Origin of the sequence: Algoriphagus aquaeductus, from assembly GCF_003253485.1 — a bacterium.
GTDB lineage: Bacteria > Bacteroidota > Bacteroidia > Cytophagales > Cyclobacteriaceae > Algoriphagus > Algoriphagus aquaeductus.
In genome coordinates this window covers 1-15790 of the sequence record NZ_QKTX01000028.1, presented here as the reverse complement: position 1 = coordinate 15790, position 15790 = coordinate 1, and the positions used below count along the sequence as shown (strand labels likewise).

General features: G+C 44.6%; 13 protein-coding genes. 9 read left to right on the top strand and 4 right to left on the bottom strand.

What is annotated here, in order from left to right; translation table 11 throughout:
• Positions 1–13 precede the first annotated feature (13 nt).
• Positions 14–667, top strand: a complete 654-nt coding sequence (locus CLV31_RS21200; RefSeq protein WP_111395092.1) for a LolA family protein — start codon at positions 14–16, stop codon at positions 665–667.
• A gap of 209 nt (positions 668–876) precedes the next feature.
• Here the strand turns inward: CLV31_RS21200 and CLV31_RS21195 are convergent, their stop codons facing one another.
• From CLV31_RS21195 to CLV31_RS21185, 3 genes are read right to left on the bottom strand one after another with little or no spacing between them, the layout of a single operon-like run.
• On the bottom strand, positions 877–1443 hold the full coding sequence (locus CLV31_RS21195) for an anthranilate synthase component II (RefSeq protein ID WP_111395102.1): 567 nt from the start codon (positions 1441–1443) through the stop codon (positions 877–879).
• Positions 1427–1975: a CvpA family protein gene (locus tag CLV31_RS21190; RefSeq protein WP_111395091.1), complete on the bottom strand. Its 549-nt coding sequence runs from the start codon at positions 1973–1975 to the stop codon at positions 1427–1429. The genes CLV31_RS21195 and CLV31_RS21190 overlap by 17 nt, the downstream gene beginning before the upstream one ends.
• A gap of 1 nt (position 1976) precedes the next feature.
• The gene (locus CLV31_RS21185) at positions 1977–2429 is read right to left on the bottom strand and encodes a GatB/YqeY domain-containing protein (RefSeq protein ID WP_111395090.1); all 453 of its coding nucleotides are present in this window, start codon (positions 2427–2429) and stop codon (positions 1977–1979) included.
• Positions 2430–2491: 62 nt separating this feature from the next.
• Between CLV31_RS21185 and CLV31_RS21180 the strand changes: the two genes are divergently transcribed.
• From CLV31_RS21180 to rhuM, 3 genes are all read left to right on the top strand, one after another.
• Entirely contained in the window at positions 2492–3208 is a 717-nt protein-coding gene (locus tag CLV31_RS21180) for a pyridoxine 5'-phosphate synthase (protein WP_111395089.1), read from the top strand.
• Positions 3209–3581: 373 nt separating this feature from the next.
• Positions 3582–4340, top strand: coding sequence for an alpha/beta fold hydrolase (locus CLV31_RS21170; protein ID WP_111395087.1), 759 nt, complete (start codon positions 3582–3584; stop codon positions 4338–4340).
• Between the two features lie 105 nt (positions 4341–4445).
• Positions 4446–5438: a virulence protein RhuM/Fic/DOC family protein gene (gene rhuM / locus CLV31_RS21165; protein ID WP_111395086.1), complete on the top strand. Its 993-nt coding sequence runs from the start codon at positions 4446–4448 to the stop codon at positions 5436–5438.
• A gap of 263 nt (positions 5439–5701) precedes the next feature.
• Here the strand turns inward: rhuM and CLV31_RS21160 are convergent, their stop codons facing one another.
• Positions 5702–7036: an amidohydrolase family protein gene (locus tag CLV31_RS21160; protein WP_111395085.1), complete on the bottom strand. Its 1335-nt coding sequence runs from the start codon at positions 7034–7036 to the stop codon at positions 5702–5704.
• A 143-nt stretch (positions 7037–7179) separates the two neighbouring features.
• Between CLV31_RS21160 and CLV31_RS21155 the strand changes: the two genes are divergently transcribed.
• The 5 genes from CLV31_RS21155 to CLV31_RS21130 all read left to right on the top strand — a co-directional run.
• The gene (locus CLV31_RS21155) at positions 7180–7671 is read left to right on the top strand and encodes a hypothetical protein (RefSeq protein ID WP_146250954.1); all 492 of its coding nucleotides are present in this window, start codon (positions 7180–7182) and stop codon (positions 7669–7671) included.
• A 240-nt stretch (positions 7672–7911) separates the two neighbouring features.
• The gene (locus CLV31_RS21145) at positions 7912–8622 is read left to right on the top strand and encodes an SAM-dependent methyltransferase (protein ID WP_111395082.1); all 711 of its coding nucleotides are present in this window, start codon (positions 7912–7914) and stop codon (positions 8620–8622) included.
• Between the two features lie 3 nt (positions 8623–8625).
• Positions 8626–9696 carry a dipeptidase gene (locus CLV31_RS21140; RefSeq protein ID WP_111395081.1) on the top strand — a complete coding sequence of 357 codons (1071 nt, stop codon included), beginning with the start codon at positions 8626–8628 and terminating at the stop codon, positions 9694–9696.
• 92 nt (positions 9697–9788) lie between these two features.
• Positions 9789–11117 carry a hypothetical protein gene (locus CLV31_RS21135; protein WP_111395080.1) on the top strand — a complete coding sequence of 443 codons (1329 nt, stop codon included), beginning with the start codon at positions 9789–9791 and terminating at the stop codon, positions 11115–11117.
• A gap of 348 nt (positions 11118–11465) precedes the next feature.
• Positions 11466–15790 (top strand): YDG domain-containing protein (locus CLV31_RS21130; protein ID WP_181452691.1); only part of this gene is annotated, 4325 nt, incomplete at its 3' end.

Sequence of the window (15790 nt, the reverse complement as noted above, 5' to 3'; positions counted from 1 at the left end):
GCAGCGTGATTCCATGAAATTCAACATCCTTCTTTTCTCTCTTTTTTTGCTGACCGCTGTGTCTTTTCAGGGCTTTGCTCAAAAAGATCCCAAGGCTAAAGTAGTCCTTGACGGCATGAGCCAAAAGTACCAAAGCATGAAAGGCTTCACTGCCAGCTTTGATTACACTTTTCAGGATGGAGGTGGCGCAGGCGACCGTCAAACCGGAGAGATTGCGGTAAGCGGAGAAAAATACCGTCTTAAACTCCCCGATCAGGAAATCTACAACGACGGCAAGACAGTCTGGACCTTTATCCAAACGAATTCCTATAAAGAAGTTACCATCAATGACGCCACGCAGATGGAAGGGGAGTTGACGCCCTCCAACATCTATAAAATGTACCAAACCGGCTTTAATTACAAGCTTTTAGCAGATAAGACCTATCAGGGTAAGGCTGTGAATGTGGTGGAACTGACCGCTCTCAAGGCCAATGCGCCCTTCAAGCAAGTAAAGCTTATGGTGGATAAGGCTACCAAAGACTTGCTTGGCTGGGAGATGTTTGACGGTCAGGGAGGCGTGTTTTCGTACTCCTTCAAAAACATGAAAGCAGCTCCAAGCCTACCGGCGGATTATTTTGTTTTTGATGTGAAAAAGCACCCCGGGATCGAGGTGATTGATTTGAGGTGACGGTGATTTTTCTATTCCGCTCAAATTTCCTTTAAAGTGCTTCTGAAGTTCAATTTCGTACTATTTGAGTTTTACCTCCCTATCCAGTTTGGTAATTTTTAACTAATCTTTTTATCCTCACTAGGGATATTATCCGATAAGTTCTCTAGTGCACTAGTAAAAATATCAGATATTTTCTCTACTTCGACTAAATTAATTAGTTAAACAGTTCAAGCCTTTAGCGTTCGGAGCCAGTTTTGGATGATGTCCATTCCATATTGGGTCAGGTAGGCTTCGGGATGGTACTGGATTCCCAAAATGGGCAGGGTTTGATGTGCCATTCCCATGATTTCCCCGCTTTCTGTCTCTAATATCGATTCTAGGCAATCTGGCAAATTGGTCAATTGGAGCGAATGGTAGCGCGTGACCTGAAAACGTTCGGGAAGATTTTGAGTGAAAAAGTGAGGTTGGGACTTTCGGATGGTGTGGACTTTTCCATGGGTAGGCACGGCGTTTTTGACCAATTTGGCTCCGAAAAATTCCCCAATCGCCTGATGGCCGAGGCAGACGCCGAGGATGGGAACTTGATCGACATACTTTTTCAGAATGGGCATCAAATTGCCTGATGTGGCCGGTATCCCCGGTCCGGGTGAAAGGATCAAGCCCTTGAAATCGATCTTTTCGATTTCCTCCAAGGAGACCTCATTCCGTTTGATAATCAACTCTTGGCCGGTTTGCCGGATCAGATCGGCGAGGATGTGACTGAATGAGTCAAAATTGTCAATCAGCAGCAGCATCTTTTCTGAACTCTTTCACAATCTCGTCCATGGTCTCGATGACTTGCTTGACTTTGGGGAAAATAGGTTCCAGCACCCAAATCACACTCGGCGCGAGTGGCTCGATGTATTGGAGGTATTCGCTTTTGGCCCGCCACTCCTTAGGTAATTTCAGATCAAACTGTAGCGAAAGCCACATAAAAAGGCTGATGAAAAATCCGGATTTGACTATTCCCAAAATAGCACCGGCAATGCTGTCAAAACCGCCAAGCAGGATCATATCCATCATTTTTTTCAATACCCAACCCGCAAGATTGACAATAAGCAAGGTGAGAAAAAATACAATCAGAAAGGCCATAATCGGAAAGGCAAATGTCAGTTCATCCAGCTTTGACGCAAGCCATTTACTCACCGGATCCATGAAGTAAACCCCAAGGATGATAGCCAAAACAAAGCCTATGAGCCCCACAATACTCAGCAACAAGCCTTTCTTGTAGCCCTCATAGGCTCCCAATCCGATCAGGATCAATATGACGATGTCAATCGGTGCCAAATCAGCTGTTGAGCAGGGATTTTACCTTTTCAGAAATAGCCTTGCCTTCCGCTTTTCCGGCAAGTTGCTTGCTTGCCACGCCCATTACTTTACCCATGTCCTTTGGACCGGCAGCACCGGTGACATTGATGATTTCCTGAATAGCAAAAGTCAATTCCTCATCAGTCAAGGCCTTTGGCAAAAATTCCTGGATGACGGCCAACTCAGCCAATTCCACTTCCAAAAGGTCGGCTCTGCCTTGCTTCTCATAAATATCGGCGGAGTCTTTCCGCTGCTTGGCGGCTTTGGTCAGGAGTTTCATCTCGTCATCCGCACTCAAGGTTCCGGAAAAACCCTCTTTGGTCTCCTCCAACAAAATCATCGATTTGATGGCACGCAATGCGGTCAATCTCACCTTGTCTTTGGCGATCATGGCGGATTTTATTTGACCTTCTACATTCTGCTTTAAACTCATTCGTCCTAAGTTTGTGTTACTAATTCAATACCGGGTAAAAATACCCCTTTTTCCTTGCCGATATGACAAAGCTGAGTGTAAATATCAATAAGATCGCCACCCTGCGCAATGCCCGTGGAGCCAACAATCCCAATGTGGTCAAGGTGGCCTTGGACTGCGAGCGATTTGGTGCACAGGGGATTACCGTGCATCCAAGACCTGATGAGCGGCACATTCGCTATCAGGATGCAGTGGATTTGGCAAAAGTGGTGACGACGGAGTTCAACATTGAGGGCTATCCCGACCAGCGATTTATGCAACTGATCCGTGAAGTGAAGCCTGCACAGGCAACCTTGGTCCCTGATCCGCCGAATGCAATTACCTCCAATACCGGTTGGGATACCATCGCTCATCAGAGTATGCTGAAAGATATCGTGGCCGAGCTCAAAGAAATCGGCACGCGTGTATCCATTTTCATCAATCCAGAGGCAAAGTATTTCGAACCCGCCAGGCTCACGGGCACCGACCGGGTCGAACTCTATACTGAACCTTATGCTTCACACTATCATCAAGATCGGGAAAAGGCCGTGAAACCCTATTTGGATGTAGCCCATATCGCCCGAGAATTGGGTTTGGGACTGAATGCAGGACATGACCTGGACTTGCATAACTTGGCCTACCTCAAGCAGCAGATTCCCTTTTTAGAGGAAGTCTCCATTGGTCACGCGCTAATCTGCGATGCGCTGTACTACGGATTGGAAAATACGATTCAGATGTACAGAAGGCAGTTGGAGATTTGAGTGATTGAAGGAACTTGTCCGACGTGGCGGATTGAAAAATTAGAAGATTGGAAAATTAGTATCCCTTAGGCGGATGGTTCCCAATTTCTAAAATTTCCAGTTTCGGCTATTACTGACACTACCCGAGGTGTAAAGGCACCTAACAAGCCTGTGATTGGAAGTAAAAAAGCCTTGGCTTTTTTCTTTGGGTTCTTGAAAAGGGTTGAAAAAGGGAAAGGCTTTGAGGTCTATTCTTACAACTCCTTTTTCTGCTCCTTTTTTTCTTTGCGAAACTTTGCGGTTAAAAAAGTCATTTACCAAGGGGTGATTGATATTTTACCATTGAAAAGGTAATCTTTCATCATGACCTTCTTATTGATAAATCGAAATTTGAATGAAGCTTAACTATAAAAAATCCGGCTCAGGCCCTCCTCTCGTCATTCTCCACGGACTTTTTGGTTCGCTGGACAACTGGTTTTCCATCGCCAAGGAACTGGTCGAGCACTACACCTTGTATCTCGTCGATCAGCGAAATCATGGAGACTCTCCCCATTCCGAGGAATGGAACTACGCCGTCATGGTGGAGGATTTGAAGGAACTTATCGATGACGAAGGACTGGAAAAAATCTACCTCATGGGGCACTCCATGGGTGGGAAAACGGTGATGAACTTTGCTGTAACCTATCCCGAGCGGGTCGAAAAACTAATCGTCGCTGACATCGCCCCAAGATTTTACCCCATTCACCATCAGACGATTTTGGAAGGATTGAATTCCCTGAACCTGAAGGAAATCAAATCCCGAAAAGAAGCAGATGATCAGTTGGCACAGTACATTCCGGAACTAGGTGTAAGGCAGTTTTTGCTGAAAAGTCTGACTCGGGACAGAGATGGCTTTGCCTGGAAGATTAATCTGAAGGTCATTACCGAAAAGATTGAAAATGTAGGAGAAGCCTTGGCTGAAGGCGCTGTTTTTGAAGGACCAACCCTTTTTCTCGCAGGTGCCGATTCCAACTACATCCAGCAAAAGGACTTGCCTGACTTGGAGGCCCATTTCCCGAATTACGAACTCGAGTTTATCACAAATGCTGGCCATTGGCTCCATGCCGAGCAGCCTCATGCAGTCGTGGAGGAAATGAGGAGGTTTTTGGGATAGAAATCGAGCTGTTGCAAATTTTGAGACAGTTCGATTTGTTTCCATTTACTAATTAAGCCTACTTTTTTATGATAAAATTTTTCTCAATCTGAGTAATTTGTTTTTATGGAAATGCCAGATTTTACCACAAATGAACTAGTGATTTTCAAGTCCTCCCGAACGGGAACTGAATTTGAAATCATTTTGGATGGGGAACATGATACTGTATGGGTTACAGAACAGCAGTTGATGGACTTATATGGGAAAGCAAGAAGAACCATTGGCGAACACATCCGCAATATTTATAAAGAAGGAGAGCTAGACCAAAATTCAACCTGGCGGAAATTCCGCCAGGTTCAAAAGGAAGGGGAACGAGAAGTAAGTAGAACTATCTCAGTTTTTAATCTCGAGGTGGTAATTTCAGTTGGGTATAGAGTAAAATCACCGATGGGTGTGGAATTTCGAAGGTGGGCCACCCAACGATTAAAAGACTACCTCATTAAAGGCTATGCTGTCAATCAGCAGAGACTTTCTCAGCTTCAGCAGTCCTTCAAATTGATTCGTGAAGCAGCTCTTTCAGAAGATTTTTCAAAGTCCCAAGTCAGGGAAATCATCGATATCCTGTCTGACTATGCCATGGGGTTGGATATTTTGGATGGGTATGATAAGCAAAACTTGGAATTGGGTAAAGTAGACCGAAACCCTGTTTTCCAGATTTCTTATTCAGAAGCCAAGTCAGCCATCGAAGAGCTGCGCATTAAGTATGGCGGTTCACCACTATTTGGGAGAGAAAAAGACAATTCATTTCAAAGTTCGATTTCCACTATCAATCAAACGTTTGACGGGAAGGAGCTTTATCCGAGCATTGAGGAAAAGGCAGCTCATTTACTTTATTTCGTGGTGAAAAATCATTCGTTTACCGATGGAAACAAGCGGATTGCTGCTTGGCTATTTGTATGGTATCTCGCCAAAAACAACTACCTACTAGACACAAAAGGGAATCCAAAAGTAGCTAATAATGCCTTGGCAGCGATTACCTTGATGGTCGCTTTAAGTAAACCCGAGGAAAAAGACCTGATGATTTTGGTGATTGTCAATTCGATTAACAAGGCGAATTAGCCGTCTTGCAGGTTTGAACTATCAAGGGATTCCAATGTGGTAGAAAATAGGATAAGGCCATGTGGTAAATCAAAAAAGAGGTAAGATTTGCATCAGATCTCACCTCTTTTCTGAATACTCAGTAGGTTCTATCCTCCTGCTTACTTAGACGGAAATTGGCTTCGACTCAGCTCAGCCTGACAAATTGCCTTGAAACTGCAAACTCACTACTTCTACCAACTGCGACTGCCTTTTTCAGCTTTCTGACTTTAGCTTTCTGACTTTCACTTCACTTTCCTCCCATGCTTCATTACCAGATCCACATCCTGTAATAGGTTGATGTAGCGAATCACATCCCCACGCACGGCGATGATGTCGGCGTATTTTCCTTCAGAAATCGTCCCGTAGTCCTTGTCCACTTTCATCGCCACCGCAGGCCAGTAGGTGGCTGCTTTAATCGTTAGAAGCGGATCCATGCCAAAATGATTGACCCAGACATCGAGTTCGTTCCAGGTGCTTTGGCTATGAAACTTCATGGGAATACCGCTGTCCGTACCCACGAGCATCACCACGCCACTTTCTTTCAGTTGCGCAAACTTCCGATCCAGAGTCGGCTTTCTCACTGGTGTCAGTTGGAAATAGGACATCCTTCCCGGAAAGCGTAGCGAAGCCCGTATATCCCGAATGATCGAATCCGGCAAACCTAAGTGCCAGGAAGTATCATCCAGCTTTTCGGGATTGTCTCGGACATATTCGTAGTTGAACAAGCCCTCGACGGTGGGGGTCCAGAAGAGTGGCCCCAAGTTCATTTTGGCTGCCCGCTCTTTCATCATTTGCATAATGTCCTCGGGATATTCCGGCGCCGAACTCAAACCCGTATGTTCAAAATTATCCACGCCGATCTGCAATCCGATGCGGATTTCGTCGGGTCGATGAGAGTGGCCTACGACCATTTTCCCGTACTTATGCGCTTCATCGACTACTGCCTTGGCTTCCTCGAGGGTCATTTGATCCTGATCGATCAATTTGATCACATCCACCCCGGCATCGATGAGTTTTTTGACTTTGGCCCGTGCATCGGCGGCCCCATTCACTCCCCAGCGGAAGGCTTCCGTACCAGGATAGGGTGCTTTTTGGATAAATGGACCGGATACATAGATCGTCGGACCGGGGATTTCCCCTCGCTTGATCCGCTCGCGAACGTTGATACTCGCTTCGAGTGGTGCGCCTAGGTCTCGCGCGCTTGTCACTCCTGCCATGAGCAATTGATGCGCAGAAGAAGGCATGATCACCGACTCAAAGACATCGATATAGGTGCTGTCCCAATGGGTGTAGTCGCTGTGTCCATTCAGCATCAGGTGAACATGCATATCCCAAAGACCCGGAAGAACACTCATTCCTTCGGTGGAAATAACTTCGGCGCCTGCCGGAATCGCTAAGCTGCCCACTTGCCCTATAGCTTTGATCCGCTCGCCTTTGATAATAATAACCGAATTGCGGATGGGCGTACCTCCAAATCCGTCGATCAGGGTGCCACCGACGAGGGCTTTGAGGTTTTGGGCAGATACTTGAAAGGAAAATGCAAGAAATAATAGGGTGAGAAATTGACTTGGCTTCATAGCTTGGGTGGGATAATGACCCAAAAAGGTACAAAAAAAGCTGCCAGAATTCTGACAGCTTTTGGGTAATGGTAAACATTCGGTTTTTACTTCAAGAGAATCTGATATCCCAGTTGTATAGCCCAAAAATCTCCCTTGAGCTCATGTCTGGAATTGGTTGGGTTCCTTACAATCCCCAGTTGAGTTTAGTTCTCTTTTTCCAAGAAACTTTCATTTTTTTCTTTTCGAACTTTAACGAATTATTCTTTGTGATCGTCTTAGAAATAAATTTGGAAGATATGAAAACCCTGATTAAGAGTATTCTGGTGTTTTTAACAGGCTTTATTTTTTTTGCCTGTGAAGACGACTCCTTGCCAGAAAGTGTGAAGGGAAGGCTAATAGAATTTCCATCTTGTAATTTTGTAAATGTAATTCAGATAGAATCTGGAAACCTTAAAGGAGGATCGATTTCCTCAACAGGTTTACAAATAGAAAATGTTGTTTTATTTCCCGGAAACCCTATACAAGACAGCATTATTTATTTTAATTATCGATTTTTTGACCAAAAAAAAGATCGGGATTCGGTTTACTGCACAGCAGACGTGTTGATTAAGGCTCCTAAAATAATTATTACGAATTATTCAACTTCAGACTAGTTTTTAGCCCATGAAAAGTAATTTAACCCTTCTATTTCTTTCCTTTTTATTATTCACTTCCACATCATTGATGACCCAACAGGATAGCTATTACTGGTCAGCGAATCAAAAGCAGCCTTTTCAGTCGGATGGAAATCCTGTAATGGCATGAGACGGGTTATGTTCAAATAATTTTCGTGTTGCATGGAGTTTTTGAAGGTATTTTCGCTCCCCTGCTGATTTTTTTCCGAATTTCGCCCCATGCCCAAAGGAAAGCTTTTCTTAATCCCCAGTGTCTTGGCCGAAAACACCGCCCATTGGGTGATTTCGCCTCAAGTGCAGGAGGTCATTGCCCATACCAAGATCTTTTTGGTCGAAAATCCCCGCTCTGCCCGACGCTATATTTCCAGCCTCAAACTCGGGGTAAACATCGAGGAATTGCACTTGGAAGTTTTGGACAAAGACACCAAGCCTGAGCAGCTGCCCCGCCTGATGCTTCCGCTGATCAATGGAGCGGATATCGGGATAATCTCTGAGGCTGGCTGTCCGGGCATTGCCGACCCGGGAGCTTTGGCCGTAGCCTATGCCCACCAAAAAGGAATTCAGGTCGTGCCGATTTCTGGGCCGAGTTCCATGTTTTTGGCGCTCATGGGTTCCGGGTTCAATGGACAGTCCTTTGCTTTCCACGGCTATTTGCCCATCGATAAAAAAGACAGAACTGCCGCCATCAAAAAACTGGAAGCTGAATCCATTCGGGAAAAGCGCGCCCAGATTTTTATGGAAACACCCTTCCGAAATAATCAACTTTTGGAAGATTTACTTTCCACTTTGGCACCTCACACCAAGCTTTGCATCGCCAAAAACCTCACCGCGGCGGATGAAATGATCCAAACCAAGACTATCGCCGAATGGAAAAACCATCCCGTTGATCTGCATAAAATCCCCACTGTTTTTGTCCTTCAAGCCTTCTAAGCCATGTTTACGATAGACGCGCACCTCGACCTGAGTATGAATGCCCTCGAGTGGAATCGGGACCTCACCCGACCTGTCGCCGAGATCAATGCCCGTGAAAAAGGCCTGAGCGACAAACCCGACCGGGGAAATGCGACTGTCTCTCTTCCTGAACTGCGCAAAGGAAATGTAGGGCTGGTGGTGGCGACACAGATCGCCCGCTTTGTTGCTCCTGAAAACCCTCTTCCGGGTTGGCATTCACCCGAACAGGCTTGGGCCCAAACTCAGGGTCAATTGGCGTGGTATCGTGCGATGGTTGAAAAGGGCGAAATGACCCAAATCCGAACTTGGACCGAGTTGGAAGCCCACTTGGCTCACTGGAATCAAGGTGAGGACAAAAGCCAAAAGCCTGTGGGATTTATCCTTTCGCTGGAAGGAGCTGACTCGATAGTGAATCTCGATTACCTCGAAAAAGCTTATGAAAGCGGGCTTCGTGCTTTAGGTCCGGCACATTATGGCCCCGGGCGCTATGCCTTTGGGACAGATTCTTCCGCGCCTTTGAGTCAGCAAGGAAAAGAGTTGGTAAAGAAAATGGATGAGCTAGGGATCATTCTGGATGCGACCCACCTTTGCGATTTGGCTTTTTGGGATGCCTTGGAGATTTACCAAGGTCCTGTCTGGGCCAGTCATAACAACTGCCGTGCGCTGGTCGATCACAACCGACAATTTTCAGACGAGATGATCAAAGCGCTGATCGATCGAGGCGCAGTCATCGGAGGTGCTTTTGATGCCTGGATGCTGAGTCCGGGTTGGGTGAGGGGAAAAAGCACACCAAAGGAGCGGAATGTGACTATTTCTACCGTGTTGGATCATTTGGATCATATCTGTCAGGTCGCCGGCAATGCCAATCACATCGGGATCGGATCGGATTTGGATGGGGCATTTGGCACGGAGCAAAGTCCGGCTGATCTGGAAACTATCGCTGACTTACAGAAAATTCCTGATCTCCTTCGCTCCAGAGGCTACACCGAATCGGATGTGGTAAAGGTGATGCAAGGCAATTGGTTGAACTTTTTGAAGAAAGCCTGGACCTGAGCTAAGAATTATTGTCTTTTTTGGCTGGTAATACTTTGCATAAGTAATTCTTATTGGATTATTTGCAGAAGAAAACCACCAGATTGAAACGTATGAATTTCAAACATTTACTGACCATTTCATTTTTAACCCTTTTCTCGGCTTCTGCTTTTTCCCAAAAAATAATGTTACAGGCGAATCATAGTGACGCAAAGTTCATTTTGCTCAACGACTATGATGATTCGGACAAGCAGGAGTTGGGCACAGGTTCTGTAGAGTTAAAACTCGAAAAAGATTCGAAAAACCGCGTCAAAATAACCAAGCCTGGCTATCAGGCAGTGGTCAAGGAATATAACCGAAACCTCAAATGGGACAAGGAACAAAAAATTACCTTGGACACTCGCCAAGTAGATATCACCGCTGAACCCTTTGATGCGGAGATTCTGGTCGATGGAAGAGTGATTGGCACCAAAGCAATCTACCTATTCATCCAAAAAGATCGCTTCCTTACAGTGGAAGTGAAAAAGCCGGGGTTTGCCCCTGTCACCAAGGTATATTACAATCAGCCTGACAAGGAAACCCCTCCATTCAAAGACCATTTCACACTTCGGGATAGACAAGTTCGATTGGAAGTTCAACCCGCCGATGCTACTGTGGCCACCAACGGGGTGACTTTGGGTAAGGGTAATCAGGATATCCGCATTCCATTTGGAGATTGTGTAACCACGACGGTGACTAAGGATGGATTTGTCAATTTTGAAAAAGTGTTTTGTAACAAGGAAGGAGACCCGGAGCCTCCCATCCGCGACAAGGCGGTTTTGGAAGATCGACTTGTAAAGATCACCACCGCACCCAATGATGCCGCGGTTGAAATCGGCGGAAAAAGAGTGGGAAATGGGGCGTATGACCTTAAAGTGCCTAAAAATTCCTGTGTGGAGGTGCGGATAAGCAAAGATGGGTTTATCCGATACGTCAAAAATTATTGTAATCAAACCAATATGCAGGAGCCTCCTTTGACAGATTTTCTGGAAATGAAGGTGGATGAAGCCTACACGTCCTCCGTGTCCTCGGATTTGGCCAATGTACGAATTACTGTACCTGTCAGAGCGGGGCTGGCACCCGAAGAAGCCTGGAGAATTCTCAGCTCGATCATCACTGGTTATTTCGATATTTTGGAAACGGTTGATTACAATACCGGATATTTGACTACTTCTTGGCAGGTACAAAATTTCCAATCCAGCATCATCCGTACTCGCGTGATTGTATCTAGCGGGGGCAACTCCAATCAGTTGGCCTATGCAGTCAAATTGGTCAGTCAGGAGGCCTTTTTGGACGGTAAATCCAATGTCACTGTGAAAGATGACGAAAAGTTTACCGATTGGGCTCGTATCCTCAAAAAGTATGATGGTCTGATTCAGGAGATACAGGCAAGACTTCAGTAGGTAAAGCCAAACTTACCCCAAAAAATATTTATAAAGACTATAAAAGGAATTGTACTGGCTCAAATCACATAATTCAATTTATGTGATTTGAGCTAATGTCATGATCTATTTAAGGTTCATTTTTATATATGTCAAATCATATTTCATTGAGTAAAGAGTTTTTTAAGTATTGTCATTGTTTGTTAATAAAGTGCGAAAGGTAACCGCACCAATTAGTACTTTATCAATTTAGCTTTGCTTCAATTAATAATTAAGAGCTGATGTAGCTTTACAACATCACAATAAGTGCATTAATCTTAGATATAGGTTTTATCAAGTACCTTCTGTCACCCACACTTATCCCAGTAGATGAAAGCAATTTTGAATTTGGATAAATGGAAGAATTCCATTTTCCGAAGTACTGTCTTACTGTTCCTTTTTGGATCTTTGACAATAGTAAAATTATGGGCTCAAACTCCCGGCCTGATCTATAAGCCATCCAGTACTGCACTAGGTAAATCAGTCCTTGATCCAAATGGAGATGGATTTACATCTCTCACCTCAGCAGGTTTTACCATAAAAGATTATGGAGAGTTTTCTGAGCTCCCCATGATTCCTGTACCTAATTTCATGCAGGAACCCTATGGTGATCCATCTACTGGAGGCACTGGAGGTCATACTGATGTGGTCAGTGTCGATGGAGGAAATTCGGTTTTTGTATTGAAGAAAACTGTCAATGGTATTGATTATTTTGTAATACGTTTCAGACTCGGAGGAGCTTCTACTGCCAGAAAAGGGTATTCTCTATTGATTGACAGTAATTTGGCGTTTTCAGGAACAGGTGCCAACCCTGGATTTGAAAAAGAAATTGTTCTAGAAACAGGAGTAGGAGTTAAAATTTATACTCATAATGTAGCTGCCGGAACTTCTACTTCTAAATCATTTGATCTGGATGCTTTCCACCAACGATCCATTGCATTAAGTACAAACAATGGGAATCCAGATTATTTTTATGATTTTTTTGTTCCTTATAGTGAGTTGGAGATACCTGCGGGTACACCAGTTCGCTTTGTGGCAACAACTATTACCTCTGCCCAAAGTGGTATAGGCGGTACATCTTCAGACGTTGATGGCATAGATGATCGGTTGTATGGTGGCAACACCTTAGCTATCTATTTTGACCTGATTAGTAGTTTTCCTCCGGTGGATTTAGCCACTCTAGGTGATGGGGGGAGTTTTGGGCAAATCTTATCTTATACCCCTTCTGTAAATGCTCCTATAAATATCTCGTCTACAGCGATTTCAGGGACGAGCCAAGAGTTAAATGGATCTCTAATTACAGTTTATAAAAATGGATCTTTACTTGGTACTACATCAGTAGCTTCCTACCAGTGGACGCTTTCCGGAGTAAGTGGATTAGTTGCAGGTGATTTAATTACTGCTACTGCAACAGGTAGTGGAAAGGCAGCATCAAATATTTCGAATACAGTTGAAGTTATTGGAGTGCAGAGTTGTTTTGTAGAGAGGCCAACGATTGTAAGTGCCACTAACTCTGGAACTATTACAGTTCTTGTTACATGGAATTGGCCTTCCGGAGTGACTCCGGTTACTTCAGGGGACGATGCTGCCACAGTAAGAATTTTTGAGCAAACCGCTGTAAATACCTTTACCCTTCGAGGTACTGCCACCGCCATTGGAACGAATGGCCAATTGAATTATGCCGTTGGAGGTTCAGGAAATTTAAGTGGAACGTTCGTAGCTACCATCACCTTTAGAAATTGTACCTCCCAATATAGTAATACAGTAGTTTTTCAAAACTCTTCAATTGTCACCACCAATAAAACCACAGCTCCGTCTATCTTAACTAATCCAATTCTTGCCAGTACAGGAAGTCGAGATATTACGGTCCAAAACAATCATTCGGCGGCTGCAAATTTGGTTCTTTTTGTCAATGGAGTAGAAAAAGGAACGATTAGCAGCGTGGCTAATGGCTCAACAGGTATTTTTAGCGCTAGTGGTTTGCTGGAAGGCGACCGAGTCAATGCAAGGGCTCAGGGAATCGTTTCTACAAGCAGATTATCAGATATTTCAAATGAGGTAACAGTAATAAGCACAACCACTCCAACAGCAAAGCCCTCAATTTCTGGAACCTACTTGGCAGGCTCGAATTTGAGAGTTTCGGGAACCTCTGCAGAACTTCCCGGAACACAAATTTCTCTTTTTAAATCAGGTTCTACACTGATTGGAACTGCAACAGTGGATGCATTTGGCCTTTGGGAAATTTTGAATCTTACTCTTTCCGCAGGAGATGTCTTAACTGCAAGAGCTACGGCTAACGGGAAGGTACAATCCACTGCATCAGATCCAGTTACTGTAGCCGCATCACGTCCATCAGCACCGGTTATTATTGGATCGGTTCAAGCTGGGCAAACTTCTATCAGTGGGAATGCAGGATTGGGTACAGTGACAGTTTATGTAGATGGATTACCGATTGGAACTACCTCGGGATCCTCTTGGACACTATTGGGAATCAATTCTCAAGATATTTATCGCGGGGCTGAAATTTATGCTACCAACACTGTTTCAGGTGTAGAAAGTATCCCGTCCAATACAGTGATTGCAACAGGTGTGATGAGTTTCAGCATCACCGAGCCAAACGATACCGCAATTGATAATCAAACTGCAGGAATTCCCTTTTCAATTAAAATCAACGCAAAAGATGCCCCATCTGGAGGTGGGAATACTGTAACTACTTTTGGTTCTAGAGTAACTTTAGTATCCACCTCTTATATTCTTTCGGGAGGAGGGTTAAGCCCAGTTTTTACAAATGGGGTCCTGGATAATCACTCAATAAGCCTTCAAACAGCTGGCACCAATCACAAAATCACGGCGATCAGTTCAGAAGATCCGTTGGCCTTTGGAGAGACGACCGTCTCCTTGATTTCCCCAAATGTTACAGCAATTTTGACTTTGAGCGGGGAGAATGAAACCAATGCGGGAGAATTGACACAATTGACTGTATCCCGAAGTGACGCTTATGGCAATCTGGTCACAAATGGAAATCAAATAGTTTACTTATCTGTTACGGATGGATTGTTCAAAGATGCATCAAGTTCCGGCAAGCTAATTTCCCAGATTACAATTCCGGACGGTAGTTATTCTGCCAACTTTTGGTATACCCACACCGCTTCAGGCTCTTATGAAATCATCGTTTCCGAAGCCAATCCTGCAAATGGAATCACTGGAATTGAAGACGATTCCTTAATTCTGACCATAAACGGCGACATCGAGGAATTCTCGGCTGTAAATGATTTGTATGATCTATTCACGAATATCGGAGATGTTCTTCCAGAATTTGATCCAGCTATTTTGGAATATACCTTGGTCGTGGAGAGTGGGATAAATTCAATTGATATTACTGCATTCCCAGTGGATTCAAAATCTGAGATTTGGATCAATGGAATGTATTTAGAAGGACCTGGTTATGTTCTTCCAAATCAGTCTCTGAAGTTCGGAGAAAATGTGTTTGAAATCACGGTTATCGCTGAAAACGGGGATGTCAAAACTTATATGCTGACCATCACCAGAGAAGCGTCCGCTAAAATTGTCCTTCAGGTCATCAACGCAAATGCCGAAGACAAACCCTACGATGGAACTACCGCTGCAGTGATCAGCAATGCCCAACTATCAGGGGAAATTGTCGAAGGAGATGAAGTCATGCTATACAATGCCGCTGTGGGAGTTTTTGCACAAGCAAGCATCGGAACGGGCATTACGGTTACCAGCAATTTTACTCTTACAGGTGCAGATGCTGACAAATACGAACTTGAAGGCCAGCCTATTTTAACTGCAGACATCACCAAGAGGCAGCTTACCGTCTCCCAACCTTCCCTGACCAAATCCAAAGTATTTGATGGTAATAATGCTGCTGCGGTCACTGCAGGTACTCTTTTCAATGTGATCGAAGAGGATCAAGTATCTGCTTCCGCTTCAGCTGTGTATGACAACCCTACCATCGGAACCGGAAAAACCATCACTGTATCTTATACACTCAGTGGAGATGATTTAGGCAATTACCTCCCTCCTGTTGATTTTATAGTTAATGACGGAGAAATCACCAGTCCTGATTCAGATGGAGATGGTGTGACCGATGACTTGGACCTTTGCCCAAATACACCTGAAGGGGCTGTTGTAGACGTCAACGGCTGCTCGGATTCCCAAAAAGATACTGATGCGGATGGAGTAACTGATGATTTGGATTTGTGTCCAAATACACCATTCTGTACCCCAGTTGATGGCGACGGCTGCTCGGATTCTCAAAAGGATTCCGACAACGATGGCGTAACTGATGACCTGGATTTTTGCCCGAATACACCGGCTGAATCTGAAGTAGATGAAAACGGCTGCTCGGATTCCCAAAAAGATACTGATGCGGATGGAGTAACTGACGATCTGGATTTCTGCCCGAATACACCGGCTGAATCTGAAGTAGATGAAAACGGCTGCTCGGATTCCCAAAAAGATACTGATGCGGATGGAGTAACTGATGATTTGGATTTGTGTCCAAATACACCATTCTGTACCCCAGTTGATGGCGACGGCTGCTCGGATTCTCAAAAGGATTCCGACAACGATGGTGTGACTGACGATCTGGATTTCTGCCCGAATACACCGGCTGAATCTGAGGTAGATGA

What these genes read in the sequence shown, in the direction of transcription:
- CLV31_RS21200 (WP_111395092.1), top strand. Translation starts at nt 14, where the DNA reads ATGAAATTCAACATCCTTCTTTTCTCTCTTTTTTTGCTGACCGCTGTG.
- CLV31_RS21195 (WP_111395102.1), bottom strand. Translation starts at nt 1,443, where the DNA reads ATGCTGCTGCTGATTGACAATTTTGACTCATTCAGTCACATCCTCGCC.
- CLV31_RS21185 (WP_111395090.1), bottom strand. Translation starts at nt 2,429, where the DNA reads ATGAGTTTAAAGCAGAATGTAGAAGGTCAAATAAAATCCGCCATGATC.
- CLV31_RS21180 (WP_111395089.1), top strand. Translation starts at nt 2,492, where the DNA reads ATGACAAAGCTGAGTGTAAATATCAATAAGATCGCCACCCTGCGCAAT.
- CLV31_RS21170 (WP_111395087.1), top strand. Translation starts at nt 3,582, where the DNA reads ATGAAGCTTAACTATAAAAAATCCGGCTCAGGCCCTCCTCTCGTCATT.
- rhuM (WP_111395086.1), top strand. Translation starts at nt 4,446, where the DNA reads ATGGAAATGCCAGATTTTACCACAAATGAACTAGTGATTTTCAAGTCC.
- CLV31_RS21160 (WP_111395085.1), bottom strand. Translation starts at nt 7,036, where the DNA reads ATGAAGCCAAGTCAATTTCTCACCCTATTATTTCTTGCATTTTCCTTT.
- CLV31_RS21155 (WP_146250954.1), top strand. Translation starts at nt 7,180, where the DNA reads ATGTCTGGAATTGGTTGGGTTCCTTACAATCCCCAGTTGAGTTTAGTT.
- CLV31_RS21145 (WP_111395082.1), top strand. Translation starts at nt 7,912, where the DNA reads ATGCCCAAAGGAAAGCTTTTCTTAATCCCCAGTGTCTTGGCCGAAAAC.
- CLV31_RS21140 (WP_111395081.1), top strand. Translation starts at nt 8,626, where the DNA reads ATGTTTACGATAGACGCGCACCTCGACCTGAGTATGAATGCCCTCGAG.
- CLV31_RS21135 (WP_111395080.1), top strand. Translation starts at nt 9,789, where the DNA reads ATGAATTTCAAACATTTACTGACCATTTCATTTTTAACCCTTTTCTCG.